Source organism: Mycobacterium sp., from assembly GCF_051006775.1.
In the GTDB taxonomy this organism is placed as follows: domain Bacteria; phylum Actinomycetota; class Actinomycetes; order Mycobacteriales; family Mycobacteriaceae; genus Mycobacterium.
Genome location: NZ_JBPCSX010000177.1, coordinates 51593 through 71763, shown reverse-complemented (window position 1 = coordinate 71763; position 20171 = coordinate 51593). Strand labels below are relative to the sequence as shown.

General features: G+C 66.8%; 18 protein-coding genes and 2 pseudogenes. 17 read left to right on the top strand and 3 right to left on the bottom strand.

Features of this window, described 5'->3' with window-relative positions:
- The 10 genes and pseudogenes from thrS to ACR2JI_RS13110 form a co-directional block, all read left to right on the top strand.
- Positions 1-1495, top strand: a 1495-nt coding sequence (gene thrS / locus ACR2JI_RS13155; protein WP_526390599.1) for a threonine--tRNA ligase, incomplete at its 5' end; no start/stop codon positions are given.
- Positions 1488-2033, top strand: coding sequence for an ATP adenylyltransferase (locus ACR2JI_RS13150; RefSeq protein ID WP_526390597.1), 546 nt, complete (start codon positions 1488-1490; stop codon positions 2031-2033). The genes thrS and ACR2JI_RS13150, both read left to right, overlap by 8 nt.
- Positions 2030-2674 carry a phosphatidylinositol phosphate synthase gene (pgsA, locus tag ACR2JI_RS13145; RefSeq protein WP_526390595.1) on the top strand — a complete coding sequence of 215 codons (645 nt, stop codon included), beginning with the start codon at positions 2030-2032 and terminating at the stop codon, positions 2672-2674. The genes ACR2JI_RS13150 and pgsA overlap by 4 nt, the downstream gene beginning before the upstream one ends.
- On the top strand, positions 2671-3585 hold the full coding sequence (locus tag ACR2JI_RS13140; protein ID WP_526390593.1) for a phosphatidylinositol mannoside acyltransferase: 915 nt from the start codon (positions 2671-2673) through the stop codon (positions 3583-3585). Before pgsA ends, ACR2JI_RS13140 begins: the two co-directional genes overlap by 4 nt.
- Positions 3585-4745: pseudogene (locus ACR2JI_RS13135) on the top strand (glycosyltransferase family 4 protein). The gene ACR2JI_RS13140 and the pseudogene ACR2JI_RS13135 overlap by 1 nt, the downstream one beginning before the upstream one ends.
- A 12-nt stretch (positions 4746-4757) precedes the next feature.
- A pseudogene (locus ACR2JI_RS13130) lies at positions 4758-5761 on the top strand (NUDIX hydrolase).
- Positions 5762-5836: 75 nt separating this feature from the next.
- A complete protein-coding gene (gene pdxS / locus ACR2JI_RS13125; protein ID WP_526390608.1) occupies positions 5837-6751 on the top strand; it encodes a pyridoxal 5'-phosphate synthase lyase subunit PdxS in 915 nt (304 codons plus the stop codon).
- A gap of 43 nt (positions 6752-6794) precedes the next feature.
- Positions 6795-7643 (top strand): acyl-CoA thioesterase II, encoded by an 849-nt coding sequence (tesB, locus tag ACR2JI_RS13120; protein WP_526390591.1) that lies wholly within the window; start codon positions 6795-6797, stop codon positions 7641-7643.
- The gene (pdxT, locus tag ACR2JI_RS13115; RefSeq protein WP_526390589.1) at positions 7640-8236 is read left to right on the top strand and encodes a pyridoxal 5'-phosphate synthase glutaminase subunit PdxT; all 597 of its coding nucleotides are present in this window, start codon (positions 7640-7642) and stop codon (positions 8234-8236) included. Before tesB ends, pdxT begins: the two co-directional genes overlap by 4 nt.
- A gap of 75 nt (positions 8237-8311) precedes the next feature.
- Positions 8312-9067, top strand: a complete 756-nt coding sequence (locus ACR2JI_RS13110) for a YebC/PmpR family DNA-binding transcriptional regulator (protein ID WP_526390587.1) — start codon at positions 8312-8314, stop codon at positions 9065-9067.
- A 24-nt stretch (positions 9068-9091) separates the two neighbouring features.
- On the opposite strand, the gene ACR2JI_RS13105 is transcribed toward ACR2JI_RS13110, so the two are convergent.
- Entirely contained in the window at positions 9092-11116 is a 2025-nt protein-coding gene (locus ACR2JI_RS13105; RefSeq protein ID WP_526390585.1) for a molybdopterin-containing oxidoreductase family protein, read from the bottom strand.
- 106 nt (positions 11117-11222) lie between these two features.
- Between ACR2JI_RS13105 and ruvC the strand changes: the two genes are divergently transcribed.
- The 5 genes from ruvC to ACR2JI_RS13080 are packed head-to-tail and all read left to right on the top strand — an operon-like array spanning position 11223 to position 15554.
- A complete protein-coding gene (gene ruvC, locus ACR2JI_RS13100) occupies positions 11223-11801 on the top strand; it encodes a crossover junction endodeoxyribonuclease RuvC (protein ID WP_526390583.1) in 579 nt (192 codons plus the stop codon).
- The gene (gene ruvA / locus ACR2JI_RS13095) at positions 11798-12391 is read left to right on the top strand and encodes a Holliday junction branch migration protein RuvA (protein WP_526390581.1); all 594 of its coding nucleotides are present in this window, start codon (positions 11798-11800) and stop codon (positions 12389-12391) included. The genes ruvC and ruvA overlap by 4 nt, the downstream gene beginning before the upstream one ends.
- A gap of 29 nt (positions 12392-12420) precedes the next feature.
- The gene (ruvB, locus tag ACR2JI_RS13090) at positions 12421-13497 is read left to right on the top strand and encodes a Holliday junction branch migration DNA helicase RuvB (protein WP_526390579.1); all 1077 of its coding nucleotides are present in this window, start codon (positions 12421-12423) and stop codon (positions 13495-13497) included.
- Between the two features lie 40 nt (positions 13498-13537).
- Positions 13538-13924, top strand: a complete 387-nt coding sequence (locus ACR2JI_RS13085; protein WP_526390576.1) for a DUF1304 domain-containing protein — start codon at positions 13538-13540, stop codon at positions 13922-13924.
- A 4-nt stretch (positions 13925-13928) separates the two neighbouring features.
- Positions 13929-15554, top strand: a complete 1626-nt coding sequence (locus tag ACR2JI_RS13080; protein WP_526390574.1) for an amidohydrolase — start codon at positions 13929-13931, stop codon at positions 15552-15554.
- Positions 15555-15633: 79 nt separating this feature from the next.
- On the opposite strand, the gene gabT is transcribed toward ACR2JI_RS13080, so the two are convergent.
- Positions 15634-16974 (bottom strand): 4-aminobutyrate--2-oxoglutarate transaminase, encoded by a 1341-nt coding sequence (gene gabT / locus ACR2JI_RS13075; protein ID WP_526390572.1) that lies wholly within the window; start codon positions 16972-16974, stop codon positions 15634-15636.
- A gap of 97 nt (positions 16975-17071) precedes the next feature.
- Positions 17072-17791, bottom strand: coding sequence for a nitroreductase family protein (locus ACR2JI_RS13070; RefSeq protein WP_526390570.1), 720 nt, complete (start codon positions 17789-17791; stop codon positions 17072-17074).
- A 139-nt stretch (positions 17792-17930) separates the two neighbouring features.
- Here ACR2JI_RS13070 and yajC point away from each other — a divergent pair, with 139 nt between their 5' ends.
- The gene (gene yajC / locus ACR2JI_RS13065; RefSeq protein ID WP_526390568.1) at positions 17931-18254 is read left to right on the top strand and encodes a preprotein translocase subunit YajC; all 324 of its coding nucleotides are present in this window, start codon (positions 17931-17933) and stop codon (positions 18252-18254) included.
- A gap of 84 nt (positions 18255-18338) precedes the next feature.
- Positions 18339-20168, top strand: coding sequence for a protein translocase subunit SecD (secD, locus tag ACR2JI_RS13060; protein ID WP_526390566.1), 1830 nt, complete (start codon positions 18339-18341; stop codon positions 20166-20168).
- The last annotated feature ends 3 nt before the right edge of the window (positions 20169-20171 follow it).

The following is a 20171-nucleotide window of genomic DNA, read 5'->3' as shown; positions in this document are numbered from 1 at the left end:
CCTCAATCCCCGCACCCGCGAACGGGTCTGGGGCGACCTGTGCCGCGGGCCGCACTGCCCGACCACCAAGTACATTCCGGCGTTCAAGCTGACCCGGAGTTCCGCGGCGTACTGGCGGGGAAACCAGGCCAACGCCAGCCTGCAGCGCATCTACGGCACCGCCTGGGAATCACAGGAAGCGCTGGATCGTCACCTCGAGCTCATCGAGGAGGCGCAGCGTCGCGACCACCGCCGGCTGGGCGTCGAACTCGACCTGTTCAGCTTCCCCGACGAATTGGGCTCAGGCCTGCCGGTCTTCCACCCGAAGGGTGGGATCGTCCGCCGGGAACTGGAGGAGTATTCGCGGCGCAAGCACATCGAGGCCGGTTACGAGTTCGTCAACACCCCGCACATCACCAAGGAACAGCTCTACATCACCTCGGGTCACCTGGAGTGGTACGCCGACGGAATGTTCCCGCCCATGCACATCGACGCCGAGTTCGATGGAGACGGCACGCTGCGCAAGCCTGGGCAGGACTACTACCTCAAGCCGATGAACTGCCCGATGCATCATCTGATCTTCCGGTCGCGGGGCAGGTCATATCGCGAACTTCCGTTGCGGCTCTTCGAGTTCGGTACCGTCTACCGCTACGAGAAGTCCGGCGTCATCCACGGTCTGACCCGGGTACGCGGCATGACCCAGGACGACTCGCACATCTACTGCACCCGCGAGCAGATGCGCGACGAGCTGGCCTCGCTGCTGCGCTTCGTACTCGAACTGCTCGGTGACTACGGCCTTGATGACTTCTTTCTGGAGCTCTCCACCAAGAACCCGGAGAAGTACGTCGGTTCCGACGAGATGTGGGAGGAAGCCACCGAGACGCTGCGCGAGGTCGCCGAGTCATCCGGGCTGCACCTGGTGCCTGATCCGGGCGGGGCGGCCTTCTACGGACCGAAGATCTCGGTGCAGGTGCGTGACGCACTCGGCCGCAGCTGGCAGATGTCGACCATTCAGCTGGACTTCAACATGCCTGAGCGATTCGGGCTGGAGTACACCGCCGCTGACGGTACCCGTCAGCGTCCCGTGCTGATCCACCGTGCGCTGTTCGGTTCCATCGAGCGCTTCTTCGGCATACTCACCGAGCACTACGCCGGTGCCTTCCCGGCCTGGCTGGCACCGCTGCAGGTGATCGGCATTCCGGTCGCTGACGAGCATGCCGACTATCTCTACGGCGTGATCGGCGAATTGAAATCACACGGTGTTCGCGCCGACGTCGACGCCAGCGATGACCGGATGGCCAAGAAGATCGTCAACCACACCAACCAGAAGGTGCCGTTCATGCTGCTCGCGGGGGACCGCGACGTAGAGGCCGGAGCGGTCAGTTTCCGGTTCGGTGACCGAACCCAGATCAACGGTGTGCCGCGTGAGAATGCGATCGCCGCCATCCGGTCATGGATCGCAGATCGCAAAAATGACGCTCCCACAGCGGAATCGGTGAAGGTCAGCGGTGACTGACGAACTGCGCGATACGGGCGTGGGGGAGCCGGACCGTTTGCAGCGTCTGTGGACACCACACCGGATGAGTTACATCGTCGAATCGCCCACCTTCGGCGGATCGAAGGGCTCCCTGCAGCCGTTCACCGATATCCCCACCATGTCCGACGAGGACGGTCTGGTGATCGCCCGCGGTGATCTGGTCTACGCCGTGCTCAATCTCTACCCGTACAACCCCGGCCATCTCATGGTGGTGCCCTACCGTCAGGTCGCCGAACTCGAGGATCTCACCGTCGAGGAGAGTGCCGAACTGATGGCTTTCACCCAGAGGGCGATCAAGGTCATCAAGGCGGTGTCACGACCTGACGCCTTCAATGTCGGTCTCAATCTCGGCCGGTCTGCCGGCGGCTCGCTGGCCGAACATCTGCATATGCACGTTGTGCCGCGCTGGTCCGGAGACGCCAACTTCATCACGGTGGTCGGCGGCACCAAGGTGATTCCGCAACTGCTCCGGGACACCCGCGCGCTGCTGGCTGACGAATGGGCCAACCAGCCATGAGCGATTTCTACCTGATGACCCGGGCCGCCTACGCCAAGCTGAGCGGCCCGGTGGCCAAGGCTGCGTTGCGGATCGGGTTGACACCGGACTCGGTGACGATCATCGGCACCGCAGGCTCGGTGCTGGCCGCGCTGACTCTGTTCCCGATCGGGCAGCTGTGGTGGGGTGCGTTCGCGGTTTTCGTTTTTGTACTGGCCGACATGCTCGACGGTGCGATGGCCCGTGAACGTGGGGGCGGCACCCGATTCGGCGCAGTGCTCGACGCGACCTGCGACCGGATCAGCGACGGCGCGGTGTTCTGCGGACTGCTCTGGTGGGCGGCGTTCGGAATGGGCAGTGCCTCCCTGGCGGTGGCCACCCTGATCTGCCTGGTGACATCCCAGGTGATCTCGTATATCAAGGCCCGCGCCGAGGCCAGCGGGCTGAACGGCGGCGGGGGTCTCATCGAACGGCCCGAGCGGCTTGTCATTGTGCTCGCAGGCGCAGGTTTCTCGGGGCTCTTCGGGGTCCCGGTGCTGCTGCACGGTGCCATGTGGTTGCTGGCGGTGGCCAGCCTGGTGACCGTCGGCCAGCGGTTGCATGCGGTGCGCAGCTCACCGGGAGCGACGGATCCGATGCCGCCGGCCGGGGGCGCCGGGTGACTGATCTCTCCGCGAATCTCAGTGACCTGGGCTATGCCGCCGGCTGGCGGCTGGTTCGAACGATGCCAGAACCAATGGCGCGCAGCGTATTCCGCGCCGGGGCGCGCTATGCCGCACTCGGCGGCGGCCCTGAACAATTACGGAAGAACTTGGCCCGGGTGATCGGAACGACCCCGGACCGGGTACCCCGTTCGCTGATGCGGGCGTCACTGGCCTCCTACGCCAGGTACTGGCGAGAGGCCTTCCGGCTGCCGTCGATGAATCTCGCTCGGCTGGCCGATCGGCTCGACCGGGTGTTCATCGGCGCCGAGCACTTCGCAACTGCCCACGCCGCGGGCCGCGGCGCGGTGATGGCCCTGCCGCACAGCGGGAATTGGGATATGGCCGGGGTGTGGCTGGCGCAGAACTATGGCACCTTCACAACGGTGGCCGAGCGGCTCAAGCCGGAATCGCTCTACGACCGGTTCATCGAATTCCGGGAGAGCCTCGGATTCGAGGTACTGCCGGCATCGGGCGGTGACCGCCCGCCGATGGAGGTGCTGGCTGAGCGGTTGCGCGCCAACGTCTTCGTCTGTCTGATGGCCGACCGCGATCTATCCCGGTCCGGAGTTCCGGTGCAGTTCTTCGGCGAACCCACCCGACTGCCCGCCGGGCCGGCCAAGCTGGCCATCGAGACCGGTGCGCCACTGCATCCCGCTCACGTCTACTACGAAGGCGAGGACTGCGTAGTCCAGATCGACGACGCGATCGACACCGGCTCCGGCGACGTCGGGGTCATCACCCAGGCGCTGGCCGACAGATTCGCTGTCAACATTGCCGCCCACCCGCAGGACTGGCACATGCTGCAGCCGCTGTGGCTGGCGGACCTTTCCGACAAGAGACGTGCCGGCCTTGAGGAAGACCGGGCCTGATGCGCATCGGCATGGTGTGCCCGTATTCCTTCGACGTGCACGGCGGGGTACAGGCGCATGTGCTGCAACTGGCCGAGGTGATGCGCGCGCGGGGTCACGATGTGAGTGTGCTGGCGCCGTCCTCGGCGGATATCGAACTGCCCGACTATGTGGTCTCCGGCGGCAAGGCTGTGCCGATTCCCTACAACGGCTCGGTGGCCAGGCTGCGATTCGGGCCGGCCACCCACCGTCTGGTGAAGTAGTGGATCGCCGCCGGCGAATTCGACGTGCTGCACCTTCACGAGCCCAATGCCCCCAGTCTCTCTCTGCTGGCGCTGATGATCGCCGAAGGTCCGATCGTCGCGACCTTCCACACCTCGACCACGAAATCGTTGGCGCTTGGTGTCTTTCAGAGTCTGTTGCGGCCGTACAACGAGAAGATCGTCGGCCGCATCGCGGTGTCCGACCTCGCCCGGCGCTGGCAGATCGAGGCGCTGGGTTCCGACGCCGTGCAGATACCCAACGGGGTTGACGTCGCCTCGTTCGCGTCGGCGGTTCCGCTGCCGGGGTATCCGCGGCCCGGCCGCACGGTGCTGTTTCTGGGCCGCTTCGACGAGCCGCGCAAGGGAATGGCGGTGCTGCTGGGTGCGCTCCCTGCCGTGCTGGCCCGGTTTCCCGATCTCGAGGTCCTCATCGTCGGGCGCGGCGATGAGGACGAGTTACGCGAAGACGCCGGAGAGTGCGCGCGACATTTGCGGTTCCTCGGGCAGGTCTCCGACGCCGAGAAGGCCTCCGCATTGCGCAGTGCGGATGTCTATTGCGCGCCCAACACCGGGGGTGAGAGCTTCGGCATCGTGCTCGTCGAGGCGATGGCGGCCGGCGTCCCGGTGGTGGCCAGTGATCTGGACGCCTTCCGCCGGGTGCTGGCCGACGGCAAGGCCGGGCTACTGGTCCCGGTAGAGGACTCCGCTGCGATGGCCGAGGCGCTCATCGCTGTGCTTGACGACCCGAAACTGCGAGCCCGCTACGCCAGAGCCGCGTCGGCCGCCGTCGGGCGCTATGACTGGTCGGTGGTAGCCGACGACATCATGCGGGTCTACGAGACCGTCGCCGGGGCCGGAGTCAAGGTGACGGTGGCCGGCGGGGCGGGCCGGAGCGCAGCGACTCGGGGAGTGGACTGAGTGACTCCTGAGCTGTACTGGTCACTGACCGCGCTGCTGGTGGTGGTTCTGATCGTCACCGCGGTCTGGGCGCTGCAGACTGCGAACCGGTTGGACCGCCTGCATGTCCGATGCGACCTGTCCTGGCAGGCGTTGGACTCGGCTCTTGCCCGCCGCGCGGTGGTGGCCCGCGCCATAGCCGTCGACGCCTACGGTGAACGGCCGGAGGGCCGCCGTCTGGTGGTGATCGCTGATACCGCTGAACAGGCGCCGCGTTGGACCCGCGAATCGTGCGAGAACGAGTTGTCTACAGCGCTGGCCACAGTGGACCCGGCGCGTGTGCCGTTGGGCCTCGTCGACGAGCTCGCCGACGCCGAAGTGCGCGTGGTGCTCGCTCGGCGGTTCTATAACGACGCGGTCCGCGACACCCTCGCGCTCCGGGAGCGTCGGCCGGTGCGATGGCTCAAACTCGGCGGAAGGGCCCCGCTGCCAAGCTATTTCGAGATCGCCGAACTCGACCAGCGATGAGTGTCGTCCGTACATCGGCCCGAGTGGTGCTGCTTGACCAGGAAGGTTCGGTGCTGCTGTTCTGCGGATCCGACCCGGCGATCAGCGATGGCAGCGCACCCCGCTGGTGGTTCACCGTCGGAGGCCGGATCCACCCCGGGGAGCCGCTGGCGGGGGCTGCCGCCCGGGAACTCGCCGAGGAGACCGGACTGCAGGTGGACCCCGAGCGGATGCTGGGCCCGGTCTGGCGCCGGGAATCACCGATCGACTTCAACGGTGCGGTGATGCTCAGCGAGGAGTTCTACTTCGTGCACCGCACCGAGCGTTTCGACCCGGCCGCGGCCGGGCGCACCGAACTGGAACTGAGCTATATCCACGACCACCGATGGTGTGACGAGGCGGCGATCGCCGGGTTGGAGGCTATCGGCCAGCGGGTGTACCCGCGCCAGCTCTCAGAGCTGCTCACAGAGGCGAACCGGCTGGCCGACCGGCCGGACTCCCTGCAAACGGGCCCCCGCGTCATCCGCTGAGCGGGCGGGATCGGCAGCCCTCAGACGGCATCTAGACTCAATACAGCAGAAACTCAGAGGAGCACCGAAGTGGAAATCGCAGCTGGAGCGAACGGCTCTGCCAACCACGCCCAGACCGGGACCGCGCGGGTCAAGCGCGGCATGGCCGAGATGCTCAAGGGCGGGGTGATCATGGACGTGGTCACTCCTGAGCAGGCGCGTATCGCCGAGGCCGCCGGTGCGGTCGCGGTGATGGCACTGGAGCGGGTGCCGGCCGATATCCGCGCCCAGGGCGGCGTCGCCCGGATGAGCGACCCGGATCTGATCCAAGGCATCATCGAGGCGGTGTCGATCCCGGTGATGGCCAAGGCCCGCATCGGTCATTTCGTCGAGGCGCAGATTCTGCAGAGCCTTGGCGTGGACTACATCGACGAGTCCGAGGTGCTCACACCTGCGGACTATGCCAACCACATCGACAAGTGGAAGTTCACCGCTCCGTTCGTGTGCGGGGCCACCAACCTCGGTGAGGCGCTGCGCCGTATCACCGAGGGTGCGGCGATGATCCGGTCCAAGGGCGAGGCCGGTACCGGTGACGTCTCCAACGCCACCACCCACATGCGCACCATCGGCGGGGAGATCCGCCGGTTGACGTCGCTGTCGGAGGACGAACTCTTCGTCGCCGCCAAGGAGCTGCAGGCGCCCTATGATCTTGTGGTCGAGGTGGCCCGCGCGGGCAAGCTTCCGGTCACCATGTTCACCGCCGGCGGTATCGCCACCCCGGCTGATGCGGCGATGATGATGCAGCTCGGTGCTGAGGGTGTGTTCGTCGGATCAGGAATCTTCAAGTCCGGCAACCCGGCTGAGCGTGGTGCGGCGATCGTCAAGGCCACAACCTTCTACGACGATCCCGACGTTTTGGCAAAGGTGTCCCGTGGCCTGGGCGAGGCGATGGTCGGCATCAACGTCGACGACATCCCTCAGCCGCACCGCCTGGCCGAACGCGGCTGGTAACCAATGCGGATGAGCCGCTCACGCGACGGCCATAAATAGAAGTATGGCGATCGAAGAGATCCTCGACCTGGAACAGCTCGAGGTCAATATTTATCGCGGCCACGTCTTCAGCCCTGAATCCGGCTTCCTGCAAAGAACTTTCGGCGGCCACATCGCCGGGCAGTCACTGGTGTCCGCGATCCGCACCGTGGAACCGGAGTTTCATGTGCATTCGCTGCACGGCTACTTCCTGCGGCCCGGGGACGCCACCAAACCCGCCATCTACCTGGTTGACCGGCCGCGTGACGGTGGCTCATTCTGCACTCGACAGGTCAACGCCGTCCAGCACGGTGAGGTTATCTTCTCGATGGGCGTCTCCTTCCAGACCGACCAGCACGGTATCGAGCACCAGGACGACATGCCCTCTGCTCCGCCACCGGAAGACACGCCCGGATTCCGTTCGTCGGGAAGGGTTGTCGACGAGGCGGGGTTCTCCCAGTTCGCCGAATGGGATGTCCGGATAGTGCCGCGGGATGAGTTGGAGCTGGACCCGGGAAAGGCGTCGCAGCAGCAGGTGTGGTTCAAACACCGGGACCCGTTGCCCGACGATCCGGTTCTGCACATCTGCGCGCTGACCTACATGAGCGACTTGACCCTCCTCGGTTCGGCCCATGTCATCCATGAGGAAGAGCGCGCGAACCTGATGGTCGCCTCGCTCGATCACGCGGTGTGGTTCATGCGCCCGTTCCGCGTCGATGAATGGTTGCTCTACAACCAGTCATCTCCGTCGGCCCACGGTGGCCGGGCGCTCACCCAGGGCAAGATCTTCAACCAGCGCGGCGACATGGTGGCCGCGGTCATGCAGGAGGGTCTGACGCGCTACAAGCGCGGGTACAGCCCACCCGCGAAGTGAGCGCACCGCAAGTCGGTGTGCTGGCACTGCAGGGCGATACCCGCGAACACCTCGCGGCCCTGGCGGAGGCAGGCGCGCAGGCGGTCACCGTGCGGCGGCGCGGCGAACTCGACAGCGTTGACGCGCTGGTGATCCCCGGCGGGGAGTCCACCACGATGAGCCTGCTGCTGCGCGAGTTCGATCTGCTCGAACCGTTGCGTGGGCGGCTGGCCGCCGGCATGCCGGCCTATGGGTCATGTGCCGGGATGATCCTGCTGGCCAGCGAGATCCTCGACGCGGGCGCGCCGGGCCGTCAGGCCTGCGCCCTGGGCGCCATCGACATGACCGTGCGCCGAAACGCCTTCGGCCGCCAAGTCGACTCCTTCGAGGCCGATATCGACTTCCGCGGGCTGGACGGGCCCGCCCACGCCGTCTTCATCCGCGCTCCCTGGGTGGAGCGGGTCGGCGCCGAGGTGGACATCCTGGCCCGCGCCGACGGCCATGTCGTCGCGGTCCGGCAGGGCCGGGTGCTGGCCACCGCCTTCCACCCAGAGGTGACCGGCGACCGGCGGGTGCACAAGTTATTCGTCGATATCGTCACCGGTCGGGTATGACGCCTGACGGGACAGCCGGCACCCCGCAGTAGACTCAGCTGCGCAGGAACCGGCACGGATGAGGACGTAGGTGACATGAGCGGCCATTCCAAATGGGCTACCACCAAGCACAAGAAGGCCGTCGTCGACGCCAGGCGCGGCAAGATGTTTGCGAAGTTGATCAAGAACATCGAGGTCGCGGCACGCACCGGCGGCGGTGACCCGAACGGCAACCCGACTCTGTGGGATGCCATTCAGAAGGCCAAGAAGACCTCGGTGCCCAATGACAACATCGAGCGCGCCCGCAAGCGCGGCGCCGGCGAGGAAGCCGGCGGCGCCGACTGGCAGAACATCACCTACGAGGGCTACGGCCCCAACGGTGTCGCAGTTCTGATCGAGTGCCTGACCGACAACCGCAACCGGGCGGCCGGCGAGGTCCGTGTCGCGATGACCCGCAACGGCGGCAATATGGCCGATCCGGGTTCGGTCGCCTACCTGTTCCACCGCAAGGGTGTGGTGATTCTGGAGAAGAACGGCCTCAGCGAGGACGACGTACTGCTCGCGGTCCTGGAAGCCGGCGCCGAGGAGGTCAACGATCTCGGCGACAGCTTCGAAGTCATCTGCGAGCCGACCGACCTGATCACCGTGCGCACCGCGCTCAAGGACGCCGGCATCGAATACGACTCCGCCGACGCCACCTTCCAGCCGTCGATGAGCGTGGAGGTCGATCTGGAGACCGCCCGCAAGGTTCTCAAGCTGGTCGACGCGCTCGAGGACAGCGATGACGTACAGGACGTTTACACCAATATCGACATCCCCGATGATGTCGCCGCGCTGCTCGACGAGGACTAGTCGGCGGGGACTGACCGGCAGGGACTAGCCCGAATCCGGGTGCAGCGTCACCGGCAGTGCGGAGTAACGCGTCATCCCGGTCAACGGGTCAATATCGCGATGGTCGGTCAGCAGGTTGGCGTTCGCCCCGGTGAAACCGTGCGGAACTGAGACCGTGCCGCGGCGGATATCGGTTGTGAGGCGGGCGATCCCGGTCATCTGACCCTGTGCGGACCGGACGGTGACCGGTTGGGCGTCGCCCACGCCGACGGCTGCGGCATCCTCGGGATGGAGCATGATCTGCGGGCTGTCCCCGAGGAACATCAGCTGCGAATTGAGGTGGCGCTTCTGCCTGCGTGGCACCAGCATCAGTGGTTCGGGCGCGGGCAGCGCCGCGAGTTGATCGAGCAGTGGTTGCGGCGCCAACCGCCATCCGCCGAGCCGGTCAAGATGCTTTTCCACCCATGCGGCGGGCAACTCGCGGGGAGCTTCGGCGAATCCGTTGGCGCTGAGTTCGTCGAACGGCACTCGCGCTCTGCCCATCATCGTGGCCAGCATGCGGTCGTCGGCCTCCGGGTCGGTCGTGTCGGCAAGTTCGTACCCCAGTCGGCGCCCGAGTTCGGCCAGAATCCACCAGGTTGAGCGGCGTTGGCCCACCGGCGCCACGACCGCGCGGGTGTGCTGTGCGGAGACTCTCGTGCTGAGGATGTCCCACAGCGTCACGTCGGCCCGCTCCAACTGATCCGTGGCCGGCAGCACATGGGTCGACATCGCAGTGGTCTCGGTGGGCATGATGTCCAGGGTGGCCAGCACCTCCAGTCGCCGGAGCGCGGGTGCGAGCACATCCGCATCGGGGAACGCGGTCAGCAAGCCGCCGCCGAGGTTGAGCACGGCTCGGATATTGCCCGCCTCGATCTCGTCGGACAATGCGGCACAGGGCCATTCGCCGACGAATGATCGGGTCTCGGGTCGGCTGCGCGGTCCCGGGCCGAACGAACCCTCCGGCCCGGACATGGGCAGTGCCGGGAAGGCGTCAAGCTGATACGTGAAGCCCGGATGGAACCATGCGCCGCCCGGGCGGTTCAGCGAATCGGTCAGGATCATCCATGCCCACGCCATCCACTGCGTGACGTTCGCGCTTCGCGACATCGTCACCCCGGTGCCGATCTCCACGGCGATCCGGCCCGCGCTCCGGATCGTGTCCCGGAGTTCAAGCAGCGCTCCGGAATCGACGTCGGCCAGTTGCGCGGTGTGCTCAAGAGTGAACGGGGCCACGGCACCGGCCAGTCGATCGGCATCGCTGACCCGGCTCGCCAGCACGACGGGGTCGGCACCATCGGCGAGAAGTTCTGCCACCAGATAGGCCAGTACCGCGTAGTCGGTACCGGGTCGCGGCGCTAGATGACGGCTTGCCAGCCGGGCGGTCTCGGTGCGCAGCGGGTCGATCACCCACACCTGGCCGCGGCGGGTGATGTCGCGGATCAGTGCGGTCGGATTGGGGATCGCCAGGGTGTGTCCATGGGAGACCACCGGATTGCTGCCGACGTAGAGCAGGAAACCGACGCCGGCGAAGTCGGCCCGGCAGCTGAGTCCGGCGAAGCCGCCCATCAGATCGGCCACCAGAGGCTTGGCGGTGCCGTCGATGGTCAGTGGAGTGAACTTCGCGGGGGTGCCGATGGCCGAGTGCAGGGCCTCGGCCGTCCGGTAACCGGCGGCGTCCATCCCGATCCCGGAACCGAAGAAGATACCGACGGCTTCGGGTCCGTCGCGGTCGATGATCCCCCGGAGTTTCCCGGCCAGATCGTCGAGACAGTCGTCCCAGGCGGTGTCGCGCAGGGCACCGTCTCTGCGGAGCTGCGGACGATCGAGGCGGTCAGGGCGGTGGTGCAGTTCGGGGAGCGCCCGTCCTTTCGGGCAGGTGTAGCCGGCCGACACCGGGTGGTCGCGGTCACCGCGCACCCGGAGCACCCGATCGCCGTCATCGTCGCGGTGAATATCGACGAGGATTCCGCATACCGACTGGCAGACCCGGCAAAAGCTGCGGACGGTGCGAACGCCGGAGTCGGGCATGGCAGGAACAGTAATCCGGGTTGACGATCACGGTATGTCGCTGCCCGACGTCGGCAGAGGTAGCCACTAGAGTATCGAACAGTTGTTCGCAGGCGAGAGGTGATTCGTGCGGGTGATGGGAGTCGACCCAGGGTTGACCCGCTGTGGGCTCTCGGTGATCGAGAGTCGCGGCGGGCGTCAGGTCATCGCCCTGGACGTCGACGTGGTGCGGACTCCGGCCGAGGACCCGCTGGCCGTTCGACTGCTGGCGATCAGTGATGCCGTGGAGCATTGGATGAGCACTCATCTGCCCGATGTGATCGCCATCGAGCGGGTCTTCGCCAACCAGAACGCCAATACCGCGATGGGTACCGCACAGGCCGCCGGTGTCATCGCCCTATCGGCTGCCCGCCGCGGCATCGATGTGCACTTCCACACCCCCAGTGAGGTCAAGGCCGCCGTGACCGGTAACGGCCGCGCGGACAAGGCTCAGGTCACCGCGATGGTGACGCGGATTCTGCAGCTGCAGTCCAAGCCCACCCCGGCAGACGCGGCTGACGCGCTTGCGTTGGCGATCTGCCACTGCTGGCGCGCGCCGATGATCGCCCGGATGGCCAAGGCAGAGGCGATGGCCGCCGAGCAGCAGCGGGCCTACAGAGCCAAGCTCAAGGCGGCCCCGGTTCGCGCGTCGCGGGGGGCGCTGTGATTGCATCCGTGCGCGGTGAGGTGCTCGACATCGCCCTCGATCATGCGGTTGTCGAGGCGGCCGGCGTCGGCTACAAGGTGATGTGCACGCCGTCGACACTGGCGACCCTCAAGCGCGGATCCGAAGCCCGGCTGATCACCGCGATGATCGTGCGGGAGGATTCTCAGACGTTGTACGGGTTCGCCGACGGCGAGGCACGCGACCTGTTCCAGATGCTGCTCGGCGTCTCCGGTGTGGGCCCGAAGATCGGCCTGGCCACCCTCGCGGTCTATGACCCCGTCGCACTGCGACAGGCGCTGTCCGACGGAGACGTCGCCGCACTGACCCGGGTGCCGGGTATCGGCAAGCGGGGTGCTGAACGCATGGTGCTGGAACTGCGCGACAAGATCGGCGCGCTGCCCGGGGGAGCCGGCCCGGGAGGTTTCAGCGGGCATGGGGTCAAAGGACCGGTGGTGGAAGCTCTTGTCGGACTTGGCTTTGCGGCCAAACAGGCCGAGGACGCCTGTGACAAGGTGCTTGCCGACGATCCGGATGCCACCACCTCCACCGCGCTACGGGCCGCGCTATCCCTGCTCGGAAAGACCAAGTGATGAGCCGCTTCCGCGAAGAGCAGACATAAATGGGCCGCTTCGACGATGACGACGGCGACTACGGCGGCGACGAGGCTGAGCGGGAGGTCTCGCCGGCGCTGACGGTGGGCGAGGGCGATATCGATGCCAGCCTGCGGCCGCGCTCCCTCGGTGAGTTCATCGGTCAGCCGCGGGTGCGCGAACAGTTGCAACTCGTCCTCGAGGGCGCCAAGAACCGTGGCGGCACACCGGACCACATCCTGCTGTCCGGCCCACCCGGGCTGGGTAAGACATCGCTGGCGATGATCATCGCCAGCGAGTTGGGCACCTCCCTGCGCGTCACCTCCGGTCCGGCACTGGAGCGCGCGGGCGATCTGGCGGCGATGCTGTCCAACCTCGTCGAGGGAGATGTGTTGTTCATCGACGAGATTCACCGCATCGCCCGTCCCGCCGAAGAGATGCTCTATCTGGCGATGGAGGACTTCCGGGTCGACGTCGTCGTCGGCAAGGGCCCTGGTGCGACGTCCATCCCGCTGGATGTGGCGCCGTTCACCCTGGTGGGTGCGACCACCCGATCGGGCGCGCTGACCGGCCCACTGCGCGACCGGTTCGGCTTCACCGCACACATGGACTTTTACGAGCCTGCCGAACTGGAGCGGGTGCTGGCGCGCTCTGCAGGCATCCTCGGCATCGAACTCGGCGCTGAGGCCGGTACCGAGATCGCCCGCCGCTCCCGCGGCACACCACGGATCGCCAACCGGCTGCTGCGCCGGGTGCGCGACTTCGCCGAGGTGCGCGCCGACGGCATCATCACCATCGACATCGCGAAATCGGCGCTGGCCGTCTACGACGTCGACGAACTCGGCCTGGACCGTCTCGACCGCGCGGTGATCTCGGCGCTCACCCGCAGTTTCGGCGGCGGTCCGGTTGGTGTCTCGACACTGGCGGTGGCGGTGGGGGAGGAAGCCACCACCGTCGAGGAGGTCTGCGAGCCGTTCCTGGTCCGGGCCGGAATGATCGCCCGCACTCCGCGTGGCCGGGTGGCCACCCAGTTGGCCTGGACCCATCTGGGACTGACACCGCCGCCCGGGGCATCCGCGCTCGGCCAATCGGCGTTGTTCGAGTGACGAATACTGGGCCGGGGGCCCATGCTCGGAGGAGATGCTGATGGTCAAAGTGGTGGCACTGGTCTTCGCAGGGCTCGCCGCGCTGCTGCATGTCTACATCTTCATCATGGAGTCGCTGACCTGGACCACGCCGCGGACCCGTGCGACCTTCGGTACCACCGTCGAGGAGGCGCGGGCGACCAAGGAACTGGCCTTCAACCAGGGGTTCTACAACCTGTTCCTGGCCGTCGTCGCGGCGGCTGGAATCGTGGCGATCGCGCTCGGAAACCGAAGTGCGGGTGAGGCTTTGGTCTTCGCCGGCGCTGGATCCATGCTGGCCGCCGCGTTGGTCCTGCTGGTGTCCTCGCCGGACAAGACGCGGGCCGCCATCACCCAGGGTGTGTTCCCGCTAATCGCCGTGTCACTGCTGGGCGTCGCACTCTTCTGACCCGATGACCGACGACAAACCCACGTCAACGCTGTTCACCGGGGGCACGATCTGGACCGGTGAGTCTGACACCGATGCCGTGCTGGTATCCGGCGGCACCATCCGCGCAGTCGGTGCGCGGTCCTGTCGCGAGGCGGCGTCGGGGCGGGCCGTAGTCGCCGTCGACCTCGAGGGCGGTCTGCTGATGCCCTCGTTCGGCGATGGCCACGCCCACCCGCTGTACGGCGGCATGGAATCCGCCGGCCCCGCGGTGCGGCCCTGCCGGTCCGTCGACGAGATCATCGCCGCGGTCAGGAAATACGCCGACGAACATCCGGACCGGGAATGGATCTACGGCGCCTCCTACGACGGCAGCCTGGCCCCCGGCGGGCTGTTTGATGCCCACTGGCTCGACGCCGCGGTGGCCGACCGGCCTGTGGTGCTGCGGGCCTTGGACTACCACCCGGTGTGGTGTAACACCGAGGCGCTCAACCGGGCCGGCATCACCGCCGACACCCCCGATCCGATCCTCGGGGAGATCCCACACCGCGAGGACGGATCGGTGCTCGGCACCCTGCGCGAGTGGGGAGCCGTCGATCTGGTGATGAACGTGATGCCGCCGCCGGATGAGGACGTCCGCGTCGCGGCACTGGGCATCGCAGCCGACTATCTGCTGGCACGCGGTGTCACCTGGGTTCAGGACGCCTGGACTGAACCCGGCGATGTCGCGACCTATCTGACTGCCGCCGGGCGCGATGAGCTTCGGATGCGGTTCAACCTCGCGCTCTATGCAGACCCCCGGTTCTTCGACACCCAGGTCGAACAGTTCGCGGAATCGCGCCGGCGGGTCGAGCAGATCGGCAACCCACTGCTGACCGCGCAGACGGTTAAGTTCTTCGCCGACGGGGTGGTGGAGAACGAGACCGGTGCGCTACTGCAGTCCTACTGTTCCGGCATTCACAGCCACGGGCTGCGCAACTGGGAGGGCGATTCGCTTGCCGAGGCCGCCCGTCGCGTTGACGATCTCGGACTGCAGATCCACATCCATGCGATCGGCGATGCCGCGGTCCGCCAGGCGCTCGATGCCATTGAACATGTGCTGGCCCACAACGGACGGCGGGACCGCCGCCCGGTTATCGCGCACGTCCAACTGGCCGATGACGCCGACATCGGGCGATTCGCCCAACTCGGTGTGATCCCGAATATGCAGCCGCTGTGGGCACAGATGGATTCGCTGATGAGGGTGCTGACCATTCCGCGGCTCGGTCCCGAACGTGCCGACCTGCAGTACCGGATGGCCACCCTGGTCGGATCCGGGGCGCCTCTGGCACTCGGCTCGGACTGGCCGGTGTCATCCGGTCACCCCTTGGAGGGCATCGCGGTCGGGGTGTCCCGGCAGACCGCCGACGGCGACCCGCCCGGCGGATGGACGCCGCACGAAAAACTGTCTATCGAACGGGCACTGGCGGCATACACCGCCGGGGTGGCCTACCAGGCTTTCAGTGAAAAGCTGTGGGGCCGAATAACTCCTGGTGCCAGTGCCGATCTGGTGTGGCTCGAGCGCGACCCTCGTTCGACCTCGCCCCTGGGGATCCCCGACATCGGGATCCGCGCCACCTACCTCCGAGGGGAAGCCGCTTTCCCGTCCTGACTACTCGCCGGTGTATGTCATAACGTGCTTGATCCGGGTGTTGATCCACACGCAGCCGAAGTCCAGTGCCGCCGAGATTTCAGAGTTCGGAAAGGGTTGCAGCAAGCACGTCGAGGCCCTCAATCAACAGCTCGTCGCTGATGGACAACGGCGGGAGGAATCGCAGGATGTTGCCGTAGGTTCCGCAGCTGAGCACCAGCACACCCTGGGCGTGCGCCTTGGCGCACAGCGCCTTGGTCAATTCCGGATCGGGTTCGCATGAGCCGGATTTCACCAGTTCGACGGCGATCATCGCGCCGCGACCGCGGACATCGCCGATCCTGTCGTCATCGGCCTGGATGCGGTGCAGCTTGTCCTTCATCACCCGCTCGATCTGCTTGGCCCGGTCCAGCATGCCGTCCATCTCGAGGGTCTCGATGGTGCCCAGTGCGGCCGCACAGGCGACCGGATTGCCGCCGTAGGTGCCGCCCAGTCCGCTTACGTGGGGGGCGTCCATGATGTCGGCGCGGCCGGTGACCGCTGATAGCGGCAGGCCGTCGGCGATGCCCTTGGCGGTCACGATCAGGTCTGGGACGATGCCCTCGTCCTCGCAGGCGAACATCTGACCGGTGCGGCCGAACCCGCTCTGCACCTCGTCGGCGATGAACACCACATCGTTGTCGGTGCACCAGGACCGCAGCGCGAGTAGGAAGCCCGGCGCGGGAACGATGAAGCCGCCCTCGCCCTGCACCGGTTCGATGATGATCGCGGCCAGGTTGGCGGCGCCGATCTGCTTGTCGATCACACTCAGGGCCCGCTCTGCGGCCAGCTCCCCGTTGGTGCCCCACTCCTTGTTGACCAGGCCGTCGCGGTACGGGTAGGACATCGGTGCGCGGTAGATCTCCGGGGCGAACGGTCCGAAGCCGCTCTTGTAGGGCATCGACTTGGCCGTCAGCGCCATCGTGAGATTGGTCCGGCCGTGATAGGCGTGATCGAAGGCGACCACGGCCTGGCGGCCGGTGTAGGCCCGGGCGATCTTGATCGCGTTCTCCACCGCTTCGGCACCGGAGTTGAACAGCGCGCTGCGCTTCTCATGCGAGCCGGGGGTGAGCCGGTTGAGGTGTTCGCAGACCTCGATGTATTCCTCATATGGGGTCACCATGAAACAGGTGTGGGTGAAGTCGGCCACCTGTTCGCGGACCGCCTCGACCACCCGTGGCGAGGAGTTGCCGATGGTGGTGACCGCGATACCCGAGCCCAGGTCGATCAACCGGTTGCCGTCGACGTCCTCGATGATTCCGCCGGATGCCCGCGCGCATGACACCGGCATGGTGACTCCGACCGCGCGCGACACCGCCGCAACACGGCGTTTCGTCATCTCCAGCGACTTGGGGCCGGGGATCGCAGTGACGAGTTTGCGGCTCTGTTCGACGGTGCTCACGTCGGTGCTCCTGATCGGTCGGCGGGTGAGATTGAGCCTAGTCGGGCCTCGCAGGTGTGCAACTGAAAACACGACTGCGGGAGCGCCGCGGGATGGATTACGTCGCCGGTACCTCGGTTCCCGATGGTCCCGGTGGCGTCGACAACGGAATACCATCCACCCGGTCGACGGTCGCGAACTCCGGCACCGGCCGGCGCTGCAGGCGTTGCAACTGCCGCACCGGATGACCGAGGGCGATAACGGTCGCCAGCGCCCACCCCGGCGGCGCGCCGAGCAGTTCTGCCACCGCGCCTTCCTCGCGGATGAGCATTGTGGTCAGCACGCCGCCCAGTCCCTCGGCGCGGGCCGCGAGCAGGATGTTCCAGGCGAACGGGTAGATCGAGGCTCCGCCGGCGAAGGTGTAGCGGTCGAAGTCGCGGTCCACCGCGGCCAGTGCCGCAAGGTTGGCGAAAACCGCAAGCAGCACCGGCACCCGGTCGAATTCACCGGCAAAGCCTTGGCCTGACGCTGAACGCAGCTCCTCGGGGGCGGAACTGACGGCCGCGGTCTCAGCGGCAGGGTCGTTGCCCGGCGCCCACGGTCGCAGGCCGGCGGCCCGCATCGCCAGATAGTCATGCCACCCGGGCAGGTAGAGGTCACGCATCGCGCGGCGGATCGCCTGGTCCTTGACCACCACAACATGCCAGGCCTGAGCGTTTCCGCCGCTGGGGGCGAAGCGGGCGTTGTCCAGCACCCGCGCGAGCACCTCGTCCGTGACCGGCTGATCAGTGAATTCCCGGACTGCGCCGGTGGTCCGCAGAGCTTCGATGAGGTCCATTGCCACCATCTTGGCCGCGCGCCACGCCCCGGGGCAATGGGTGTGGCCTGCGTCGGATACGGCGAGTGGCACACTGTTCTGACGTGGGGCCCGTGACCGTCGGACCCGGATCGACGACTCTGAAAGAGCACGCGCTGCCATGGAACAATTACTGAGCTTCCTGCCCCTGATCCTGATCATGGGCGCCTTCATGTTCTTCGCCTCCCGTCGCCAGCGGAAGGCCATGCAATCGACCATCGACCTGCAGGAATCGCTACGGGCGGGGGACCGGGTGAACACCACATCCGGTTTGCAGGGCACCATCGTCGGCCTGGGCGACGACACCGTTGACCTGGAGATCGCCCCCGGGGTCGTCACCCGCTGGGTGAAGCTGGCCGTGCGAGACCGGATTGAACCGGAGGAGCCCGTCATCGGCGGCGCCGAACTGACCGAGAGCGACGCCGACCGGCTGTCCAAGGACTGAAACGCTCGTTGCGCCCCGTACCCTTTGCGGGGAGCGCGGTCGGCCGTCGGGCGGATCGCGGCACACAATTAGGAGAATCGACTCGTGGCATCGTCTTCGGCGCCGGTGCGTCCGTACCGCTGGCTGGCGCTGTTTCTCGTCCTGCTGGTCGGGGTTTACCTGCTGGTATTCCTGACCGGCAACAAGCAGGCCAAACCCAAACTGGGTATCGATCTGCAGGGCGGAACCCGCGTCACCCTGACCGCTCGCACCCCGGATGGGTCCAAGCCCACCCGCGAAGCGCTCACGCAGGCTGAGGAGATCATCAGCGCCCGCGTGAACGGTTTGGGCGTGTCCGGATCCGAGGTCGTGATCGACGGCGACAACCTGGTCATCACGGTCCCCGGCAATGACAGCAGCGAGGCCCGCAACCTTGGCCAGACCGCGCGGCTGTTCATCCGCCCGGTGATCGGCCAGCCGATTCCGGTCGAGGCGATCAACAAGAAGCCCGCCGCCCCGGGCGCGCCCCCTGGCCCGGGTGCGCCGCCGGCCCCGGGTGCGCCGCCCGTCCCTCCGACCGAAGCGCCGGCTCCCTCAGCTGGTTCGTCTGCGCCGTCATCGGCCCCGCCCAGCCCGGCCCCCTCCAGCCCGGCCCCCCAGCCGCGTCCCTACCCCCTTGAGCCGACACCGGCGCCGTCGCCCTCGTCGAGCCCGGCCCCGTCGAGCCCGGCACCGTCGAGCCCGGCCGCGCCGCCCGGAACTCCCGGCGCCGCGGGGCAGCCCACGGCGCCGCCCGGACCGCCGGATGCGAAGAAGGATCTCGCCGGACGGATCAAGTTCGAGAAGGAACTGCGCCAGAGCACCAACCAGACGCTGTTGATCTTCGCCGTGCAGTACGTTGCCGGACGTTGCGATCAGGAAGATCCGCTGGCCGGCAACGACGATCCGAACCTGCCCCTGGTGGCCTGCTCGCAGGACAAGAAGTACGTCTACATCCTGGACAAGTCGATCATCAGCGGCGATCAGATCAAGACCGCATCCTCGGGCTTCGATCAGCAGAGCGGCGCATACGTGGTCGACCTGGAATTCAAAGATGAGGCCGCCAAGACCTGGGGTGACTTCACCAGCGCCAACATCGGCACCCAGACCGCCTTCACCCTGGACTCCAAGGTGGTCAGCGCCCCGCAGATCCGGGAGGCCATCCCGGGTGGTCGCACCCAGATCAGCGGTGGTGACCCACCGTTCACCGTGGATAGTTCCAGGTCCCTGGCCAACGTCCTCAAGTATGGCTCGCTCCCACTGTCCTTTGAATCCTCCGAGGCCGAAACGGTCTCGGCGACGCTGGGATTGACCTCACTGCGCGCCGGCCTGATCGCGGGCGCCATCGGGCTGGCGATGGTGCTGCTGTACTCGCTGGCGTACTACCGGGTGCTGGGCGTGCTCACCCTGCTGTCGCTGGTCGCCTCCGGCGCCATGGTGTTCGGAATCCTGATCCTGCTGGGCAGGTACATCAACTACACCCTCGACCTGGCCGGTATCGCCGGCCTGATCATCGGCATCGGCACCACCGCCGACTCCTTCGTGGTGTTCTTCGAGCGCATCAAGGATGAGATCCGCGAGGGCCGATCATTCCGCTCGGCGGTTCCGCGCGGATGGGTGCGGGCGCGCAAGACCATCCTCTCGGGTTCGGCCGTCAGCTTCCTCGCCGCCGCGGTGCTGTATTTCCTGGCGGTGGGGCAGGTCAAGGGCTTCGCCTTCACGCTGGGGCTGACCACCATCCTCGACGTGGTGGTGGTATTCCTGGTGACCTGGCCGCTGGTGTACCTGGCCTCCAAGTCGCCAACCTTGGCCAAGCCGGCGTTGAACGGTCTCGGGGCGGTTCAGGAGATCGCGCGCGAGCGCCGCGCAGTTGCTGCCGCGACGGGACGGGGATGACCC